The following is an 18,732-nucleotide window of genomic DNA, read 5'->3' on the forward strand; positions in this document are numbered from 1 at the left end:
GGACCGGCGCACGCGGGGGCCGGGACCGTACTGTCAGTGGCGCCGTCTATCGTGCGGTACATGACCACGCAGCCACCGCCCGTCGTCGAACTCTCCGCTGACGAGGCCCGCCGGATAGCCCTGCGCGCCCAGGGCTTCCTCGGCGCGCCGGACCGGCGGGCCGGGGTGCGGGGGGTGCTGCGGCACCTCGGAGCCGTCCAGCTCGACACGATCTCGGTCCTGGCCCGATCCCATGAACTGGTCCCCTACGCCCGGCTGGGCGCCGTCGGCCGCCCCGCGGTCGACTCGGCGTACTGGACCGGGGGCCACAGCTTCGAGTACTGGTCGCACGCCGCGTGCGTACTGCCCGTCGAGGAGTGGCCGCACTTCGCCTTCCGCCGCCGCGCCTACCGGGCCCACCCCCAGTGGCACCACGATCTGCCGGACGGCGCCTATGACAAGGTGATCGCCCAGCTGCGCGCCGAGGGCCCGCTGACCGCGACCGAACTGGGCGGCGCGAAGAACGGCGGGGAGTGGTGGGACTGGTCCGCCTCCAAGATCGCCGTCGAGCGGGCGCTGATGTACGGCGAGGTGGTCTGTGTCGAACGGCGCGGCTGGAAGCGGGTGTACGACCTGGCGGAGCGGGCGATCCCGGCCCCGCTGCTGGCGGCCGAGCCGGACGACGCGGAGTGTCTGCGGCGGCTGGTCGGGCTCGCCGGGCAGGCGCTGGGCGTGGGCACCCGCTCGGACATCACGGACTACCACCGGCTGAAGGGCGAGCACTTCGACTCGGTGATCGCGGACTCGGGCCTGGTCCCCGTCTCCGTCGAGGGCTGGTCCAAGCCCGCCTGGGCCGATCCGTGGGCGCTGTCGACGCCGCCCCGGGGGCGGCACCGGACGACCCTGCTCTCCCCGTTCGACTCCCTGATCTGGGAGCGGGCGCGAACCGAGCGGATCTTCGGCTTCGCCCACCGGCTGGAGGCGTACGTCCCCAAGCAGAAGCGGATCCACGGCTATTTCGCGATGCCGCTGCTGTCCGGCGGACGGCTGCTGGGCCGGGTGGACCCGGCCCGCGAGGGACGCACCCTGGTGGCCCGGCAGACCTCACTGGAGTCACCGAAGGCCGTCGGGCCGATGGCCAAGGCGCTGCGCGAGGCGGCGGAGTGGGTGGGCTGCGACAGCGTACGGATCGAGCGCGTCGACCGGCCCGAACTGGCCGCGCCGCTGATCGCCGCCCTCGGCTGACACCGGGGACCGTGCCGGGCCGCCGTCCGGCACCGGCACGACCGGGTCAGCGGCTCACCGGATCTCCAGGATCTTCTCCCGCATCGCGTAGACCACGGCCTCCATCCGGGAGTGCAGCTGAAGCTTCTCCAGGATGTTGCGGACATGGTTCTTCACGGTGTTCTCCGAGATGAACAGCTCCTTGGCGATATCGCGGTTGTTCATCCCGGTGGCGACGAGCTTGAGGACCTCCAGCTCCCGGTCGGTGAGCCGGGGCGCGGGCACCAGTCGGCGCTCGTCGGTCCGCTGGATCATGGACTTGAACTCGGTCAGCAGCTTGGACGCCATCGACGGGCTGATCTGCGACTGGCCGTCGGCCACCGCGCGGATCGCGGTGGCGACCTCGTCGGTGGAGATCTCCTTGAGGAGATAGCCGGTGGCCCCCGCCTTGATCGCGTCGTAGAGGTCGGCCTCCTCGTCGCTGATCGTCAGCATGATGATCTTCGCGCTGGGGGCCACCTCCTTGATGGAGGTACAGGCTTCGATCCCGCCGCGCCGGGGCATCCGGACATCCATCAGGACGATGTCCGGCAGCAGGTCGGCCGCCTTGTCGACGGCCTCGGCGCCGTCCCCGGCCTCGCCGACGACCTGGATGTCCTCCTCATGGGCGAGGACGATCTCCAGCCCTCTGCGGAAGAGGGCGTGGTCGTCGACCACCAGGACCCTGATCGGCTCGGCGCGGGGGCCGCCCGTCACTGCCTCGTCGGCCGTGTCCCGGGCGTCGGCGGTGTCGTGATGAACCGGTCCGAAGCTGTCCGCCATCGTTCCTCCCCCTGAGATCAGGGTCCGAAGGGCATGTTCGTTCCACCAACGCCGGTGCGTAGGGCACCCGTTGGCACGACGCCATGCTTTCACGTCCGGCCGCCGACGCGGTGATCCTCGGGGCGCACGGTGGTGCCCCCGAGGGCGCACGGGGCGCTTCGGGGGCACTGACGGTCAGCCGTACGACTCCTGAGGGGCGGCGGGATCAGCCGCCGAGCGCGCCTCCGGCACCGCCCGCCTCGGAACCGGCCAGGGGGTCGGTCTCCAGATGGATGACGCCGTAGTCGTAGGCGTGCCGCCGATAGACGACGCTGGGCTGCTTCGTCTCGGAGTCGACGAAGAGATAGAAGTCGTGTCCGACCAGCTCCATTTCGTAGAGCGCCTGGTCGAGGGTCATCGGGGCGGCCGTATGGACCTTCTCGCGGACCACCAGCGGCCCTTCGCCCTGCACTTCCAGCGAGCCGATTTTCGTGGTGGGAATGGTTTCCGTCGCCAGGTCGTCGGCGATGTGTCCATTGGCGTTCAATTCGGCGACGCCGGGGACCACATCCGCCACTTCCGCCGCCGACAGCCTGCCGTTGCCACGCCGAGTGCTGCGCTTGTCGTGCTGCTTGCGCAGCCGTGCTTCCAATTTGCCGGTGGCCAGATCGAGCGCCGCGTACGGGTCGTTGGCCGACGCCTCGGCCCGGATCACCGGGCCTCGGGAGTGGAGCGTGATCTCCACACGGTCGGACCGGTCGGCCAGCCGCGGGTTGTGCTCCTTGGACACCTCGACGTCCAGGCTGATCACCTTGGCGTCGAGCTTCTGGATCTTGTCCAGCTTCAGCTTCTCGGCCACGTGCTTGCGGAACCGCTCGGGCACCTCGGTCTTGCGGCCCTTGACGACGATGTCCACGCAGAACTCCGTTCCCGGATTGCCCCGCTCCCTCTGCGGCCGCGGGGCGTCTCCCTCTTGCACCAGACCCCGGTGATGAACCGGAGTCCCGGACTAGGCGACTTTCACCTCCTCCTCCCCAGTCGACAAGGTCCCCACCCATCGCCTTCCGGGGTATTTGCTGCCCCGGAATCCCGGACCCATGCCACGGCTCCGCATTCGACGAGGTGGGGTTCGTCAATCCCCACTTCCACACCACCGAACATAGCCCCAGAACACCTGTCTCGGCACCCGCTACCAGCGCGTACCTTCCTCCGGTGGTTTTCCTTCTCACTGATTGCAACGTTTACCCCACGCAACAGGTTCCTGTTCCGCCGGTTCCCCTTCCGCCGGAAAGGAGTCCGCGGGCGCCGCGACCACCGCGGCGAAGGCCGCTCCCGCCGTCCGCAGCGCCCGCACGGCCTCCGTCAGGGATGCGCCGGTGGTGATCAGATCGTCCACCAGCACCACCGTGCCGCCCGCCGACAGCCGTACGGCGGTATCGGCGGCCCGGAGCGCCCCGGTCAGATTCACGACCCGCTCACGGGCCGTGAGACCGGCCTGGTCCGCGACCGGGCGGCACTGCCGGAGCACCGGCAGGACGACCGCGTCCGTGCCCGTGCGCCGCAGCTCACCGGCGGCGGCCAGGGCGATCCGCCGGGCGGCGTCGTGCCCCCGGGCCCGTACCGCCGCCCGGGCCGAGGGCACCGGGACCAGCAGCAGCGGCCCGCCCCGCGCACCGCCCTCACCGCCCGTCCGGCCCGGCCCGCGCGTCCTGCGTGTCCCGCCGGTCCCGGGGGTCCCGTACGGTCCGGTGGGCCGCCCGGGGCCGCGTACGCCGTCACACCGGCCCGGCACGGACCGGACGGCCGACGGGTCCGGTCCGGACACGACCGCCCGCACGGCCCCCGCGAGCGCGATCCCCAAGGGCCGGGCCAGCCCCAGGTCACCCCGCTCCTTGTGGGCGAGCAGCACCGCCCGTACCGCGTCGGCGTACGGCGCCGCCGCGCAGACCACCGGCAGCCCCGGGGGCACCGGGTCCGGTCGCACCCGGCGGGCCGGGGAGCCGTACAGCTCCGCCGCGCACTCCTCGCACAGCGGTGTCCGGGGCACACCGCAACCACCGCATGCGGCCGGCAGCACCAGGCCGGAGATCTCGCGCCACCATCCCCGCATGACGTCACTGTGCCCCGGGCCGGGACACCCCGCCACCCCCTGTGGACAACCCGAGGACCCACCGACCCACGGACCGGCCCGGCAGCGGGTCAAGCCGCCGGAACGGGCAAGGCAGGCCCGGACAGGCCGGACCGGGGCGGCGGCTCAGCCGGGATAGACCGGTGACGAACCCTTCGGTACCACCGTCTGCCAGGTCGCCCCCGCGGGCAACTGCACGATGCCCTCCTCCTGGGAGTGCGCGACCAGCGGATGCCCGTCGTCGTTGGAGGCGGAGATGGACCGCACCTGATTGAGCCCGGGCAGCACACTCGCGGCGGAGGTGTAGCCGTCGGTGTGCAGATAGCGCAGCTGCTGCACACCGCCCGCCTCCCGGCCGACGACGACGAGCCGGCTGGGCCCGGCCCAGGAGAACGCGGTCACGGCCTCCATCTGGGGCGCGGCGGGCCGCAGCCCGGTCACGGAGACACCGTCGGGGTCGTCCCGGGACCCGGTCCGCTCCACCCGCCCGATGTGCAGAGCCGTCTTCCCGTCCTTCTCCAGCAGCAGCGCGATCCGCGCCCCGTCGGCCGACACCTTCAGGGACTCGATCCGCGCCCCGTCGGGATCGGGCTCGATCGGCACCTCCACCGGCACCTCCGCGCCGTCCGCCAGCCGCAGCAGGGCGGGCTTCGCCGGGTCGCGGTCGGCGATCCACAGATCACCCGAACCGTCCCAGCTGGGCGCGGTGAGCCGGTCCTCCGGGGTCTTGCCCTGGCTGGCGAGGGTGGGCGGGACGGGGTCGCCGCTGGTGACGATCGACGCGATGTGCAGCCGGGCCCCGTCGGCGGTGACCGCGGCGCCCCGCCGCTCGTCCCGGGAGACGGCGACCGCGCCCATCGGGATCTGTCCGGTGCCCAGCGGCCCGGGCACCGGCTCGGCCACGGCGTCCTTGCCGTCGCCGGTGAGCCCGGCGAGCTGCTTCTTCTCATTGAGGAAGTACTGCCGGGCGGGCCGTCCGGCCGTCTCCTGATCGGCGGCGTACTCCCGTTCATGACCACTGGAGAGGGTGCACAACTGGGAGCCGTCGGACCGCTGGAGCTCGATCTGCTCCACCCGGACCGCGGAGAGGTCCTTCAGGGTGAACATGATCTGGGCGGCCATCTTGCGGCACTGTGAGCGGCCCGCGTTGGACGCCTTCTCGTTGAGCGGCACCTCCAGCACGTCACGGTCGTCGGTGGTGAGGGCCGTGACGCCCTTCGCCAGGGCCGTACCGGTGGGGAAGGGCGATTCCACGACGGGCGCCAGCCAGTTCGTCGGCCCGTCGAGGAGCGCCTTCACGGACTGGGTGACCGGGTCCATCTTGGTGACGGGGTCCATCCGCTGCCGGATGAAGACCGGATCGGCGACCACCTTGTTCTGCCCGCTGGCGAAGTAATACTTATTAACGGAACGGTAGTTCCGCTGGAAGTCCGACTGGCCGAGCACCAGTCCGTGCGGCAGGGCGTCGATCCGCCACTCGCCGTCGCCGTCCTGCCGCGACACATGGATGGTGAACCGGTAGTCGTCGGGCGTGAGCGCCTGGTACGCCTGCTGGTCGTCGACCTCGGCGATCCGGGTCCCCGTCATCGGGAAGTCGACGCCCTGCCGGTCCCAGGTGTCGCGCTGCGGCTGCGGCCGGGGCGTGGGGGCGACGGCGAGTACGGTCGTACGGTCCTGCGGACGCCAGTCGCGCGACGTCTTGGGCGACAGATAGGCCCGGGCCGTGGCGTAGTCGGCGTCGTCGCTGGTCATGGCCTCCAGGAAACCGTTGATGATCTCCTGCGGCCCGGCGCCCTTACGGGGGGCGACGGGGTGGACCCGTACCTGCGCGTCCGCCCGCGGCGACGCCTTCACGGCCTGTACGTCACCCCTGTCGGGCATCGCGGCACACCCGGTGAACAGGATCCCGGTCCCGCCGAGCAGGGCGCCCAGCCGCCGGGCGCCACGGCCGCGGGCCGCACGGGGGTCAGCGGCCACGAGTCGTGTCCTCCTGGTCCGGGGAGGCGGGGGCGGGCCCCGCGGTCGAGAAGTCGTCCGGCCGTTCGCCGGGCGCCCGGGCGACGACCCGGGCACCGTTGCCGGGGAGCGCCGCCGGATCGACATTGTGCGGGGCCTCGCAGTGCGTACCGGACGGGCGCGGCGGCACCGGCAGCGGCGGCCGTGACCCCGCCGGATGCTGGACGGGTACGGAGGCCAGCAGCCGGTCCGTGCCACCGCCCGCGGCCGGCCGGTCGGTCCGCCGGGACCCGGCGCGCTCCCGGTTCTGCCGGGAGTCCTCGGGCTCCAGCGGTATCGGGGAGCCCCGCAGGGGTTCGTCGGCGGTCCGCGGCAGGGTGAGCCGGAACTGGGAGCCGCCGCCGGGCTCGCCCCACGCCTGGAGCCAGCCGCCGTGCAGCCGGGCGTCCTCGACGGCGATGGAGAGCCCGAGGCCGGTCCCCCCGGTGGTACGGGCCCGGGCCGGGTCGGCGCGCCAGAACCGGTTGAAGACCCGGGTGGCCTCGCCGGGCTTCAGCCCGACGCCGTAGTCGCGGACGGCCACGGCGACCGCGCCGCCCGCCGCCGCGAGCCGGACGACGACGTCCCGGCCCTCGCCGTGCTCCACGGCGTTGACGACCAGATTGCGCAGTACGCGTTCGACCCGGCGGGCATCGGCCTCGGCGACGACGGGCTGGTCGTCGCCGATGACACGTATCCGGCTGCCCTTGCGTTCGGCGAGGGGCTCGGCGCCGCCGATGACCCGGCGGACGACCTCGCGCAGATCTATCGGCTCGGCCTCCAGGGCCGCGGCGCCCGCGTCGAACCGGCTGATCTCCAGCAGATCGGAGAGCAGCGACTCGAACCGGTCGAGCTGGTCGCCAAGGAGTTCGGCGGAGCGCGCGGTCACCGGATCGAAGTCGATCCGGGCCTCGTGGATGACGTCGGCGGCCATCCGGACCGTGGTCAGCGGGGTCCGGAGCTCGTGCGAGACATCGGAGACGAACCGCCGCTGCATCCGCGACAACTCCTCCAGCTGCTGGATCTTCAGCTGAAGGTTCTGGGCCATCTTGTTGAAGGCTTCGCCCAGCCGGGCGATGTCGTCCTCGCCGGTGACCTTCATCCGCTCCTGCAACCGGCCCGCGGAGAGCCGTTCGGCGATCCCGGCCGCCATCCGTACGGGGGTGACGATCTGCCGGACCACCAGCCAGGCGATGGCGCCGAGCAGGACGACCAGGAAGAGCCCGGCGGTGGCCAGGGTGCCCCTGACCAGGTTCAGCGACTGCTCCTCCTGGGCGAGGGGAAAGACGTAGTACAGCTCGTACGGCTCGTCGTCGGCGTCGTTCAGCTGGATACCGACGGCCAGTCCGGGCTCGGACGACCGCACGTCGTTGCTGTAGCCGATCGACATGAAGGCCCGTTTGGTACGGGTGTCCTGCTGGACGGCGTGCCGCAGCTTCTCCGGGATCGACGCGGGGTCGACCTCGCCGGACGTCCGGGGCGCGCGGGAACCCGCGCCCGCGTCGTCGGAGCTGAGGGCCACCACGTGGAAGGCGCCCTGCCCGCCGCTGGCCAGCCGCTCCACCAGGTCGGTCCGCCAGGAACTGGTGGCCGTGGGGCCGTCCTGGCCCGCGCCGTCGGGGCCGCCGGGCGTCAGCGGTGCGGTGACCGCCTCACGCGCCACCTGGAACCCACCGGCGGCCTGGCTCTCGGCCGCCCTGCCCTTGGCGTCCAGCAGGCCGTTGCGGACCTGGCCGATGACGACGAACCCGAGGAGGACGACGACACCGACGGACATCAGCAGGGTGGTGGCGACGATCCGCAGCTGGATATTGCGCCGGTAGAGCCGGACCGCGGGCAGCAGCGGACGCCGCACCCAGTGCATCACGATCCTCAGCAGCAGCCTGCTGGGCTCCCCGTCCTGACCGGACCGCCGGCCGCGCAGAAGACGCCCCAGCCAATGGGGCCGCACCGGCCCCGGTCCGGGCACGGCAGCCCGCCCCCCACGGCCCCCCGGCTTCCCGGGCTGCGGAGCAGCACTGCCGCCGGGCATATCAGCTCGGTCCCGCCTTGTAACCGACACCACGGACGGTCACCACGATCTCGGGGCGCTCGGGATCCTTCTCGACCTTGGAGCGCAGCCGCTGGACATGCACATTGACCAGCCGGGTGTCCGCGGCGTGCCGGTACCCCCACACCTGCTCCAGCAGCACCTCACGGGTGAACACCTGCCACGGCTTGCGGGCCAGCGCCACCAGCAGATCGAACTCCAGCGGAGTCAGCGCGATGGACTGCCCGTCACGCTTCACCGAGTGCCCGGCCACATCGATCACCAGATCACCGATGGTCAGCTGCTCCGGCGCGGGCTCCTCCGAACGCCGCAGCCTGGCCCGGATCCGGGCGACCAGTTCCTTCGGCTTGAACGGCTTGACGATGTAGTCGTCCGCCCCGGACTCCAGTCCGACCACGACGTCCACGGTGTCGCTCTTCGCCGTGAGCATCACGATCGGAACCCCGGACTCCGCCCGGATCAACCGGCACACCTCGATGCCGTCCCGGCCCGGCAGCATCAGATCCAGCAGCACCAGATCCGGCTTTGCCTCCCGGAACGCGGCGAGCGCCTTGTCGCCGTCCGCCACGAACGACGGCTCGAAACCCTCACCACGCAGCACAATCCCGAGCATCTCGGCCAGTGCGGTGTCGTCGTCGACGACCAGGACTCGTCCCTTCATAATCGACATCATCCCATTACCTCACGTCTGACATACCGCTCGGTGAGATAGGTCACTGACCTGTGACGATGTTTGCCCTGAGCTGCTGGTATCCGTCGGTGTCCGCTGCCGTTGATGTCAGCAGCGGATGTCAGGGCTGATCCGGGAGGGGCCTGCCGGTTCCGCGAAGCGGGTTCGGCCGGCCCCTCTAGGCGTCTGGGTGGTTGTCCAGCAGGGCCATGAGGGTCGCGTGGTGCCGGTCCAGGGTCTCTATCCCGCTTTGGCGGGTGGAGTCGATCAGCCATTGCGGAGGGTAGCCCGGGATGGTGGAGGTTTTCCACACGTTCACCTGACCCTCCAGGGTGTCCAGGATCTGGCCCAGGGTGTGTTCGACTCGGATGTGCCAGGGCCGTGCCGACATGATGAACAGGTCGACCTTGAGCGCCGCGAGGAGGGGCTGCACGTTATCGCCGTCTCGGTAGTCCTCGGGGTTCAGGGGCTCGATGTGCATCATGTTCTCGATGCCTTCCTTGCGAAGTCGCCGGGCCAGCGCCGCGCAGGCATCCAGATCGAGGGAGTCGGCGGTCACGAGTGCACCGAGGGCCGCTGAGCATTCGGACGCTAAGGAGAACCTGTCAGGGGTCATGGGGAAATCATCCTCTCGGGACGAGTGCGGAAGAAGCGGGACTGCGTGAGGTCGGTGGAACGGCTTTGGGCGGGAGCTGCCAGGGGGCGAGAGATCGGGGGCCCGTAAGCTTCCGCGACTCGGGCAGTCTCTGGACCTGCCCGCAATAGTCCGAGTGGGCCCCCGATCTTCGAGGCTCGCCCCCTGGTGGCTGCCTAAAGCCGTGGAACCGACCGGCCCCCGCCCCGGTCCTGCTCCTCTCTATATGCCTCTGCTCGGTCGCCCTTCGGCCTCGTGCTGGAGGGGCCGGTCCGGGTGTGCTGGCTCCCGTGGGTGTGCTTGGTTCTGCGTGGTGCCTCTGGTGGTTGGGCTGGGTGTCCAGGGGATCCGGCAAGGGGCTGGGTGTCGGCAGGGTGGGCGTGGGCCTGGCCCGGTGGCTCTCGGAGTCCGGAGGGTGCTTTTGGGCGGGACGAAAGCGTCTAGCGGGCTACCCCGTGGCGCTTGTCGGCGCGGGGGCCGCAGCCCGGGGGGAGCGGGCCGAAGGCAGGAGCGCACCCCGGAGCGGCGGCCACCGAGCGGCCGGTCACTGACCGGCCGTGGTGTGCCCGTAGCGACGGCTTCGAGTAGAAGCCGATCGGCATGCCCCCGCCGGATGCTCGCAGAGCAAGAGCACCGAAGACAGGCCGGAAGCGCCTCCCGGGAGACACCCGTACAGCACCGCCGAGACCACCCGAAGAACCCCGACCGCATCCGACTGAGCGACGACCGTGAACGATGGGCGCCTCCCCACCGGTCGGCCCGCGATCCCTCGACACTCCCCCATCAGGCAAGAACGCCTCGACGGGAGTCCCGACTCTGAAGACCCCGGCACCCCCTCCCCGCCGAAGGCGGGGTCTTGATGAGGTAGAGAAACTTGTAACAACTCAGGCTGGGGCCACGTAGCAAAGGGCTGTGATCGTCTGGCCAGACCCAAAGGTGTGGGCAGTCTCGCCGATCTTGCGCCAGCCAAGGCGCTCGTAGAGACGTATGGCGGCAGTGTCCTTGGACATGACATCAAGGACGAGCCGTAGGCCATGATCGCGCCCGTAGGCCATGGCCGCCTCGGTCAACGTCCTTCCCAAGGCGTACTTCCGCGCGAACTGGACGACGAACAGCCTCGCCAGCACAGCTATGCCGCTGAGATCATCGCCACTCTGCTCGATCCATATGGACACTGCGTCTTCGCCCTGAGGTCTCATGACCGCGACATGGCCAACGATCCGACCCTCAGCTTCTGCCACCCAGGCCGCGACGACACCGTCAGATCTCACCCAGGCCCTTGGGTCCTCCACTCCCTCGACCGGATACCCGTCACTCCTATGTACCTCCACCAACGCGGAGGCGGCACCGGGGAGATCGTCTTCCTCGAAGGGACGTACAGCGGCAGCCGTCACTATGGGTCCTCTCATTCGACAGGGAGTTCGTAGAGCAGGCCGGTTCGGTCGGCACGGTGGACGTAGCGGGACACCTCAAACGGCGTCCCATCCTGATCCAGGCTGGTATGCAGGACCTCCAGCACGGGCACGCCCGGCGGGAGGCCGAGTGTCGATGCTTCCGCTGGCGTCGGCATCCTCGCGCTGATCTCGTCCCGTACTCGCGTCATAACGTGGCCTAGATCCTCAAGGCGGCCGTAGATGCCGTCTTTCCCGGTCTTGGCCTGCATGAGCAGGGTTCCTTGGGCTTCATCCCACCGGATGTACGTAGAGACGATCTGCACAGGCTCGTCATCCGCGAAGTAGTGGTTCTCTCGGTGAACCACGCTCTCCTCATCCGCGTTCACCTTCAGCCGCTCTGCCACGTCTGCGGGCGGTTTCTCCCGAGTGATCGACGGAACGTCGATACGTGCTGTCTTGCCCTGGCGCTTCGCCTCAAGCCGGAACGGGGTGAGACCGGTCTCCCGGTTCTTGATCGAGTAACGGTCACTGCCGAACCTGAACAGCCGCCGGGGCTCGCGCACGAAAACTCCGCGCCCGTGCTCGGCCGTCACGAGTCCCTGTTCGGCAAGGAGGCGAACAGCCTCGCGGGCCGTGTTCCTGGCAGCGCCGTACTTCTCAGCGAGTGCGCGTTCGGACAGCAGCTTGTCGCCACTGCGTAGCTTTCCACTCTCGATCTGGAGGCGGAGTTCCTCAGCGATTCGCCTGCTCGGAGGCGGCGGGGTCGAAGGGCCGGATGGGGTCATGTCAGCCAGCTTAGCAACTGGCTCAAGCCAGCAGCTTGACCCCGGGCCCCCTTCATGCTCAACTGGCTTAAGCCAGTAAGTGGCTCAAGCCAGTTGGCCCCGCTTCGGCGTGGCCCGAAGGGAGTTCACATGCCGTCCTTCAAGATCGATCTGTCGTCCGCTGTGGTGTTCGTGGCGACGGCGCCGGTGCCGAAGCTGGTGAGCAAGGCGTCGGGTGAGGTTGCGATGGACCGGGAGACCGGTGCCCCGCTGGCGACGGTGGGTCTGCTGGTGTCGGACGAGGGGGAGGGGAACCTCTACCAGGTGACCATCCCGAAGACGGGGCTCCCGGAGACGCTGGTCCCGGGGACGCCGGTGTCGGTGGTCGGTTTGCGGGCCCGGGACTGGGAGAACACGTTCAACGGCCAGACCCGGCACGGGATCAGCTTCCGCGCCGTCGCGATCGCCCCGGCGGCCTGACGTGGTGACCGATCTCCCGCTGTGGGTGGAGGCTTCCGGCGTCTTAGCGGGCGCCGGTGGCCTCGGCCTCGCGAAGTACCGGGCGCCCCGGGTGTACTGGACGCTGGTCGGCCTCCCGGTGACCCGGGTCCGGCTCGCCGCCTCCTACGCCTCCACCATGGAGGTGTGCGGGCTGACGGTGCAGCCGTCGGATCTGCGGATCTTCATGACGCGGACGGTGGCCCGGCGCGAGGTGCGGCAGGTGCCGCCGAAGGTCCGCCGGGTCCGGGGTACCTCGACCGGGCTGCGGGTGACCCTGCGGCTCCCGGCCGGGATGGAACCCGCCGACATCGCCGCCGCCTCCGAGCGTCTGCGTCACGCCTGGGGTGTCCGCTCGATCACCGTGGCGGAGCCCCGGCCCGGGTTCGTCGAACTGCGGATGACCGGCTACGACGTTCTTCGCCGGGTGCGTCTGCCCCGGTCCGCCCGGCCGCGTGACCTGATGGTCCCGGCCGCGCTGCGGGACGACGGCACCCCGTTCGTGCGGGACTACCGGACCGTTCCCCACGCCCTGACCCTGGGCGCGAACCAGTCGGGGAAGTCGATGTACCAGCGCAACCTGATCGCCGGGCTCGCCTGCCTGCCGGTCGCGCTGGTGGGGATCGACTGCAAGCGGGGGGTCGAGCTGGCGCCGTTCGCGCCCCGGCTCTCCGCCTTCGCGACCACCCCGGACGAGGCATCCGGCCTCCTGGACGCCCTGGTCGGCGAGATGGAAGCCCGCTTCGACCTCCTCAAGCAGCACGGCGCCTCCGACATCTGGGCCCTGCCCGAAGGGGTCCGGCCGGTGCCGGTCGTCCTGTTCGTGGACGAGGTGGCGGAGCTGTTCCTCACCTCCTCACGCAAGGACGAGGAACGGCGGGACCGGATGGTCACCGCCTCGATCCGGCTGGCCCAGATGGCCCGTGCCGCCGGGATCTACCTGGAGATCTGCGGCCAGCGCTTCGGCTCCGACCTCGGACGCGGCGCTACGACGCTCCGCGCCCAGCTCACCGGCCGGGTCGTCCACCGGGTCAACGACAAGCAGACCGCCGACATGGGACTGGGCGACATCGCCCCGGACGCCGTGGTCGCGGTCACCACGATCCCGCCCGACCGCCCCGGCGTCGCGATCGCCGGAGACACCTCCGGCGGCTGGTCCCGGATCCGTACCCCGCACATCACCGCCGACGACACCGCCGCCGTCTGCGCCCGCTACGCGCACCTCGCGCCCCGGCTGCCGTCCCTCGCGCCCTGGCGACCCCTCACGGTCACCGCCCCCGCCGCCCCCGCCGTCCCCGGCGCCCCGGCGGTCAAGCCCCGGCCCGTCACCGACTGATCCGGAAGGAACCCGCTGTGGCTGCCCGGAAGAAGACCACCAGCAAGACCACCACCCCGGCCCCGTGCCCGGAGTGCGGCGGCGCCGGAGAGATCGCCGAGACCGTTCGCATCGGCCGCAAGCGGCGCGAGACCGGTCACCGTCAGACCTCGATGTGCCCCGGCTGCTGGGGCACCGGCACCGCCTGACTCACCGTCAGCGTCACCCCTGGCCGGACCGCCCGGCCGGGCCCGTATCCCAGAAGGGAGGAGACATGCGCCGGATCCGCGTAGACGCGGTCCTGGTCCAGGCGGTGATCGCCGCCACGCTCTCCTTCGCTCACATCCATGACCTCGCCGCCGCCGCCGGACAGAGCGGGTGGAAAGCCTGGCTCTACCCCATCAGCGTCGATCTGCTCCTGGTCGCCGCCTGGCACCGCCTCCGCTCCGGCCACGGCCGGGCGTCGGGCTGGTGCTGGTTCCTCATCGCCCTGGCCGCGTCGCTGGGCGCGAACATCGCGACCGCCGGACTCCTCGACCTCGGCTCCCCGCCCGCGTGGCTGCGGGTCCTGGTCGCCGGATGGCCCGCCATCGCCTTCCTCGGCGGCACCCTCCTCGCCCACACCCCGCCCAAGACCGACACCGACCCCGGCCCCGTCCCCGTCCCCGGCCCCGTCCCTCCGGCCGTCGCCGACGACGAGGTACCGGAGCAGGCACCGGCACTGCCCGAGCCGCCGCCGCAACCCCCGGCCCCGGCCATCGAACCCGCCCCGGAGCCCGAGCCGGTTCCCGAGCCCGAGCCCGTACCTGTGACCGTCCCGGCCCCCGTGGTTCCGGTGGCGCTCATCGGTCACGCCCAGAAGATCGCCGACGCCCACCGGACCACAACCGGCAACCGGATCGATGCCGACACCCTGTGCGCCCGCCTCGGTGTCCCCGCCCCGATGGCCTCCGCCATCGCCGCCCAACTCACCTGACCGGAGGTCAGATCCAGTGACCCGCCCTGTCCGCTTCCGCAACATGCGCCGTCTCGGCCCGGTCGAGGTCGGCACCTACCTCGACCGCCGGGGACGCGAGCTGCACACCGCCGCCTGCACCGCCCCGCGCTGCGGCTTCTCCGCCGACTACACCAGCCGTGCCGCCGCCGAACTCGCGGCCCGCACCCACCGCTGCGCGGTCTGAAAGAGGTGATCAGCATGCGTGGACCTGAGGACCAGTTCGCCGCCGGGCACATCCCCGCCGACGTGATGCGACGCCTCCCGCCCGGAACCGACCCCCGCCGGGTCGTGATCGTCCAGACCGCGCCCCGCTCCTACACCGGCCCGATCCTGCTGGCGATCACCATCAGCGGCGGCGTCGCGCTCGTCGTCCTGATGATCGCCGTCACCCTTCACGTGGCCTCGGTCGCCGCCGTCGCCGTCCTCTCCGCCTCCGGCGGCGTCGGCCTCACCCTCGCCCGCACCAAGAACCGCAAGTCCTAGCGAACCAGGAAGGAGCCCCTAAATGGGCCTGTTCTCCCGCAAGACCGAGGAACCCTCCAGCAACCCGGCCATGACCGAACTCGGACGTGAGTTCGCGATCGCCCGGCGTCACGGCGACCGCAAGACGATGCGCCGCATCGGCCGCCAGTACAGCGACACCGCCCGCACCGACACGGACGCCGCGTCCTTCCAGCGGGGCCAGCAGGAGTACGACTCCATCCCGCCCGTCCCCCGCTTCGGCCAGCGCCGCCGCCGCAGCTAACGGCCCCCGGGGCGGCCTCAACCGCCAAGTTTCCGCCGCCCCAGGCGCCTGCACCTCTTCCTGATCCAACGGACCCGAAAGGGAGATCCCATGATGCCCCAGCACACCCCCGCCCCGGAGCAGATTTGCCCGGACTGCGACGGCTTCCCCGTCGTCACGATCACCACCGGTACCCGCCACCCGGACGGCTCCCGCGCCACCCTCAAGGCCACCTGCCCCACCTGCCACGGGACCGGCACCACCCCGGCCCCCCGCCCGGCGGTCACCCATGTCTGACCTCACCCCCACCCCGGACCGGCCCGGCCTCCACATCACCGCGCCCACCCGCAACCAGCCCGCTCGCGCCTCGGCGGTCTGCCCCTGCGGCGCCTCCGCCACCGCGACCGGTGACGCCCCCGTCCGCGCCCTCATCGACGGCTACACCGCCCACCACGGCCCCGCCCACCACGGGGGCGCCCGGTGAGCACTCCCACTCTGATGGGACCGGACCCGGCCACCCTCGCCGACGCGCTGAGGGTGGCCGGGCTCCCCGGTTTCGACCGCTGGCAGGACCAGGTACGCCGGACCGGCGGCTGCTCCGACCCGATCCACCTCACCGGCACGACCGCCACCCGCGACCGGGCCACCGGCCAGACCATCCACACCTACTCCACCGACACCGAGCCCGGCGGACTGCTCCGGATCGCCTGCGGCAACCGCCGCGCGTCCCGCTGCCCGGCCTGCGCCTGGACCTACGCCGGAGACACCTACCACCTGATCCGCGCCGGACTCGTCGGCGACCCGGCCAAGGGCGTCTCCGACACGGTCCGCGATCACCCCCGGGTCTTCGCCACCCTCACCGCCCCCAGCTTCGGCCCCGTCCACAACCGCCCCGGCGACCACCCGTGCCGCTGCGGCTTACGCCACCCCGACGACGCCCCCGAACTCGGCACCCCCCTCGACCCGGCCACGTACGACTACGCCGGAGCCGTCCTCTGGAACAACCACTCCCCCGACCTGTGGCGGCTCTTCACGATCTACCTCCGCCGACAGATCGCCCGCCTCGCCGGACTCACCCAGAAAGACGCCCACGCCCAGGCCCGCATCGCCTACGCCAAGGTCGCCGAGTACCAGAAACGGGGCTCGATCCACTTCCACGCCGTCATCCGCTTCGACGGACCCGACGGCCCCGACTCCCCGCCCCCACCGTGGGCGACCCTCGCCCTTCTGACCGACGCCATCCGGGCCGCCGCCGCCCGCGTCGCCGCCGACATCCCGCCCGCCGACGACCACCCCGCCCGAACCCTGCGATGGGGCACCCAGCTCGACATCCGCCCCATCAAGGCCCTCGGCGACGGCACGGACATCACGGAGCAGGCGGTTGCCTCCTACGTCGCCAAGTACGCCACCAAGGCGGCCGAGACCACGGGCACCCCGGACCACCCCATCGGCAACAAGGAAGCCCTCGTCCTCCTCGGCATCGCCGACCACCCCCGGCGCCTGATCGAAACCTGCCTCGACCTGGACCCCGTCTACCCGGACCGCAAGCTCCGGGCCTGGGCTCACATGCTCGGCTTCCGGGGCCACTTCTCCACCAAGGCCCGCCGGTACTCCACCACCCTCGGCACCCTCCGCCAGACCCGCGCCGACTACCGCGCCCGCCAAGAGCGGACCGCCCTCGGCCTGCCCGACCCCGACGACCACCCCGAGGCAACCACCCTCGTCGTCGCCCACTGGACCTACGCCGGACACGGCCACACCCCCGGAGAATCCTGGCTCGCCGCCACCATCCACCGAGACATCCAAGCCAGCAGAGACACCGCGCGGGAGATCCGGGCCGAAGGGGAGGTTCGTTGTGGGTGACGAACTGCTGACGGTCCCTGAGGTGATGGCCCGGCTGCGGCTCGGCCGATCGACCGTGTACGACCTGATCCGCTCCCGCCGTCTCGCGTCGATGCTCGTCGGCCGGGCCCGGCGGATCCCGCTCGCTGCTGTCCAGGACTTCATCGCCCGTGAGATGGGAGGTGCTGCCTGATGGCGAAGCGGCGTCCCAACGGTGGAGGCACGGTCACCAAGCGGTCCGATGGCCGCTATCAGGCAGCCGTCTACGTGCCTCAGCCGGACGGCACGACCAAGCGGAAGTTCGCGTACGGCAGGGACTACGACGAGTGCGACCGCAAGCGCCGTGACCTGCTGAACCGTGCGGCTGACGGCATCCCCACCCCGACCCGGGACATGACGCTGGGTCAGTGGCTGGACTACTGGCTGGAGTGCATCGTCAAGCCTGACCTCTCGGCGGGCAGCTATCGCACGTACTCCCGAGCCGTTCGCAACCATCTGCGGCCTCGGCTGGGGTCCGTCGTCATGGTCAAGCTGGGCGTTAAGGAGCTGCGCGGGGCTATCACGCGCCTGGCTCAGGAGAAGACACCCCAGACAGCCCGGCACGTGCTGCGGGTTCTCTCGGCAGCCCTCACGGCTGCCATGGTCGAAGACATCGGCCTCACCCGGAACGTGGCCAAGCTCGTCCATGTCCGGGCGTCGACCAACAGCGGCAAGAGCAGAGACGCGGCGGCAGTGCTCCTGCTCCTGGCAGAGGCTCGGCAGCGGACCGTCTACTACCCGGCGTACCTGCTGCTGTGTCTGCTGGGGCTGCGGCGGGCCGAGGTGTGCGGCCTGCGTTGGGAGAACATCGATCTTGAGCAGCGGATTCTCTGGGTGGAGACACAGCGGCAGCGGACCAGTGCGGGCACGGTCGACGTGGAGCTGAAGTCCGCGACGTCGAAGGCTCCCCTTCCGCTACCGGCACAGTGCATCGCTCCCCTGCGGTGGACGCGGATGCGGACGGCTTGGCTGCGGGAATCCGCGTTCGCGGAGGGGCGGCCCTGGTTCGAGGATCCTGAGCGGCACGTGTTCATCACCCGGACCGGCCAGCCTCTCCAGGTCGCACAGCTCTACTCGACCTTGCAAGGGATCATCGCCAGTGCCGGGCTGGAACGGATGAACCTCAAGGAACTCCGGAAGTCCTGCGGCACGCTCTTGGTCCACCTTCGCGTTCACCCCAGGGTCATCAAGGCGATCCTCCGGCACAGCCGCATCTCGACCACCCTCGACATCTACGCCGAAGCACTGGATCCTGACGTGGTGGACGCGGTCGGGCAGCTTGACCGCCTGCTTCGTCAACCGTCCCGGGGGCGCCCGGACTCCGGCTGATGTCTCCCGTGGATGTCACGGCCCCTCGTTCCTGCGATCACCGCAGGTGAGGGGCCTTTCCGCTGTGCGGGATCGACATCATCCCATTACCCCACGGCCTGCACGGGTTCCGGTGAGATAGGTCACTGACCTGTGACACACGCCACCAGCCGGAACGCCAACCCTGGTCACAGCCGGTTTCCGTCCGGCTCCGGTGCGTACCGGTCCCGAACACCGGCCCGCCCGCGGCCTCGTAGGCCGTGTCGTCAAAATCCCGCCTGGCCCGCGACGCCCGGCACGCGCATTCGCCGCGTTGTCGGGATTTCCCAAGTACGTCCAGTACGAGGGAAACCCTCCGCCTTGCGACTGC

22 protein-coding genes are annotated in these 18,732 nt (G+C 70.9%); 13 read left to right on the plus strand and 9 right to left on the minus strand.

Annotation, left to right across the window (positions count from 1 at the left end):
- Positions 1–60: 60 nt before the first annotated feature.
- Positions 61–1,224: a crosslink repair DNA glycosylase YcaQ family protein gene (locus tag AB0G74_RS28390; RefSeq protein WP_361151745.1), complete on the plus strand. Its 1,164-nt coding sequence runs from the start codon at positions 61–63 to the stop codon at positions 1,222–1,224.
- A 54-nt stretch (positions 1,225–1,278) separates the two neighbouring features.
- On the opposite strand, the gene AB0G74_RS28395 is transcribed toward AB0G74_RS28390, so the two are convergent.
- The 9 genes from AB0G74_RS28395 to AB0G74_RS28435 all read right to left on the minus strand — a co-directional run bounded on the left by AB0G74_RS28395 (position 1,279) and on the right by AB0G74_RS28435 (position 11,660).
- Positions 1,279–2,025 (minus strand): response regulator transcription factor, encoded by a 747-nt coding sequence (locus AB0G74_RS28395; RefSeq protein WP_358823995.1) that lies wholly within the window; start codon positions 2,023–2,025, stop codon positions 1,279–1,281.
- Between the two features lie 205 nt (positions 2,026–2,230).
- Complete coding sequence (raiA, locus tag AB0G74_RS28400) at positions 2,231–2,920, minus strand: ribosome-associated translation inhibitor RaiA (RefSeq protein WP_361151749.1); 690 nt, start codon at positions 2,918–2,920, stop codon at positions 2,231–2,233.
- Between the two features lie 309 nt (positions 2,921–3,229).
- A complete protein-coding gene (locus tag AB0G74_RS28405; protein WP_361151751.1) occupies positions 3,230–4,114 on the minus strand; it encodes a phosphoribosyltransferase family protein in 885 nt (294 codons plus the stop codon).
- Positions 4,115–4,258: 144 nt separating this feature from the next.
- Positions 4,259–6,013 (minus strand): LpqB family beta-propeller domain-containing protein, encoded by a 1,755-nt coding sequence (locus AB0G74_RS28410; RefSeq protein WP_361151804.1) that lies wholly within the window; start codon positions 6,011–6,013, stop codon positions 4,259–4,261.
- Between the two features lie 85 nt (positions 6,014–6,098).
- On the minus strand, positions 6,099–8,159 hold the full coding sequence (gene mtrB, locus AB0G74_RS28415) for an MtrAB system histidine kinase MtrB (protein WP_361151754.1): 2,061 nt from the start codon (positions 8,157–8,159) through the stop codon (positions 6,099–6,101).
- Position 8,160: 1 nt separating this feature from the next.
- Complete coding sequence (mtrA, locus tag AB0G74_RS28420) at positions 8,161–8,850, minus strand: two-component system response regulator MtrA (RefSeq protein ID WP_187740742.1); 690 nt, start codon at positions 8,848–8,850, stop codon at positions 8,161–8,163.
- Between the two features lie 175 nt (positions 8,851–9,025).
- Entirely contained in the window at positions 9,026–9,406 is a 381-nt protein-coding gene (locus AB0G74_RS28425) for a hypothetical protein (RefSeq protein WP_361151758.1), read from the minus strand.
- 959 nt (positions 9,407–10,365) lie between these two features.
- Positions 10,366–10,875: a GNAT family N-acetyltransferase gene (locus AB0G74_RS28430; protein ID WP_361151760.1), complete on the minus strand. Its 510-nt coding sequence runs from the start codon at positions 10,873–10,875 to the stop codon at positions 10,366–10,368.
- Between the two features lie 11 nt (positions 10,876–10,886).
- A complete protein-coding gene (locus AB0G74_RS28435; RefSeq protein WP_361151763.1) occupies positions 10,887–11,660 on the minus strand; it encodes a GntR family transcriptional regulator in 774 nt (257 codons plus the stop codon).
- Between the two features lie 129 nt (positions 11,661–11,789).
- Between AB0G74_RS28435 and AB0G74_RS28440 the strand changes: the two genes are divergently transcribed.
- The 12 genes from AB0G74_RS28440 to AB0G74_RS28495 all read left to right on the plus strand — a co-directional run bounded on the left by AB0G74_RS28440 (position 11,790) and on the right by AB0G74_RS28495 (position 18,383).
- Entirely contained in the window at positions 11,790–12,119 is a 330-nt protein-coding gene (locus AB0G74_RS28440; RefSeq protein ID WP_361151765.1) for a hypothetical protein, read from the plus strand.
- Between the two features lie 4 nt (positions 12,120–12,123).
- Positions 12,124–13,473 carry an FtsK/SpoIIIE domain-containing protein gene (locus AB0G74_RS28445; protein WP_361151769.1) on the plus strand — a complete coding sequence of 450 codons (1,350 nt, stop codon included), beginning with the start codon at positions 12,124–12,126 and terminating at the stop codon, positions 13,471–13,473.
- A 17-nt stretch (positions 13,474–13,490) separates the two neighbouring features.
- Complete coding sequence (locus AB0G74_RS28450; protein WP_361151771.1) at positions 13,491–13,661, plus strand: hypothetical protein; 171 nt, start codon at positions 13,491–13,493, stop codon at positions 13,659–13,661.
- A gap of 65 nt (positions 13,662–13,726) precedes the next feature.
- The gene (locus tag AB0G74_RS28455; RefSeq protein ID WP_361151773.1) at positions 13,727–14,428 is read left to right on the plus strand and encodes a DUF2637 domain-containing protein; all 702 of its coding nucleotides are present in this window, start codon (positions 13,727–13,729) and stop codon (positions 14,426–14,428) included.
- 16 nt (positions 14,429–14,444) lie between these two features.
- Entirely contained in the window at positions 14,445–14,633 is a 189-nt protein-coding gene (locus tag AB0G74_RS28460) for a mobile element transfer protein (protein WP_361151776.1), read from the plus strand.
- 14 nt (positions 14,634–14,647) lie between these two features.
- Positions 14,648–14,932, plus strand: a complete 285-nt coding sequence (locus AB0G74_RS28465) for a hypothetical protein (protein WP_361151779.1) — start codon at positions 14,648–14,650, stop codon at positions 14,930–14,932.
- A 22-nt stretch (positions 14,933–14,954) separates the two neighbouring features.
- Positions 14,955–15,194: a hypothetical protein gene (locus AB0G74_RS28470; protein WP_361151782.1), complete on the plus strand. Its 240-nt coding sequence runs from the start codon at positions 14,955–14,957 to the stop codon at positions 15,192–15,194.
- 93 nt (positions 15,195–15,287) lie between these two features.
- Positions 15,288–15,470, plus strand: coding sequence for a hypothetical protein (locus AB0G74_RS28475; RefSeq protein ID WP_361151806.1), 183 nt, complete (start codon positions 15,288–15,290; stop codon positions 15,468–15,470).
- On the plus strand, positions 15,463–15,657 hold the full coding sequence (locus AB0G74_RS28480) for a hypothetical protein (RefSeq protein ID WP_361151785.1): 195 nt from the start codon (positions 15,463–15,465) through the stop codon (positions 15,655–15,657). The genes AB0G74_RS28475 and AB0G74_RS28480 overlap by 8 nt, the downstream gene beginning before the upstream one ends.
- Positions 15,658–15,671: 14 nt before the next feature.
- A complete protein-coding gene (gene repSA / locus AB0G74_RS28485) occupies positions 15,672–17,036 on the plus strand; it encodes a replication initiator protein RepSA (protein WP_361151809.1) in 1,365 nt (454 codons plus the stop codon).
- Positions 17,029–17,208, plus strand: a complete 180-nt coding sequence (locus AB0G74_RS28490) for a helix-turn-helix domain-containing protein (protein WP_361151788.1) — start codon at positions 17,029–17,031, stop codon at positions 17,206–17,208. The genes repSA and AB0G74_RS28490 overlap by 8 nt, the downstream gene beginning before the upstream one ends.
- Positions 17,208–18,383, plus strand: a complete 1,176-nt coding sequence (locus tag AB0G74_RS28495; protein ID WP_361151791.1) for a tyrosine-type recombinase/integrase — start codon at positions 17,208–17,210, stop codon at positions 18,381–18,383. Before AB0G74_RS28490 ends, AB0G74_RS28495 begins: the two co-directional genes overlap by 1 nt.
- The last annotated feature ends 349 nt before the right edge of the window (positions 18,384–18,732 follow it).

The organism is Streptomyces sp. NPDC020875, from assembly GCF_040641415.1.
Classification (GTDB): Bacteria; Actinomycetota; Actinomycetes; order Streptomycetales; family Streptomycetaceae; genus Streptomyces.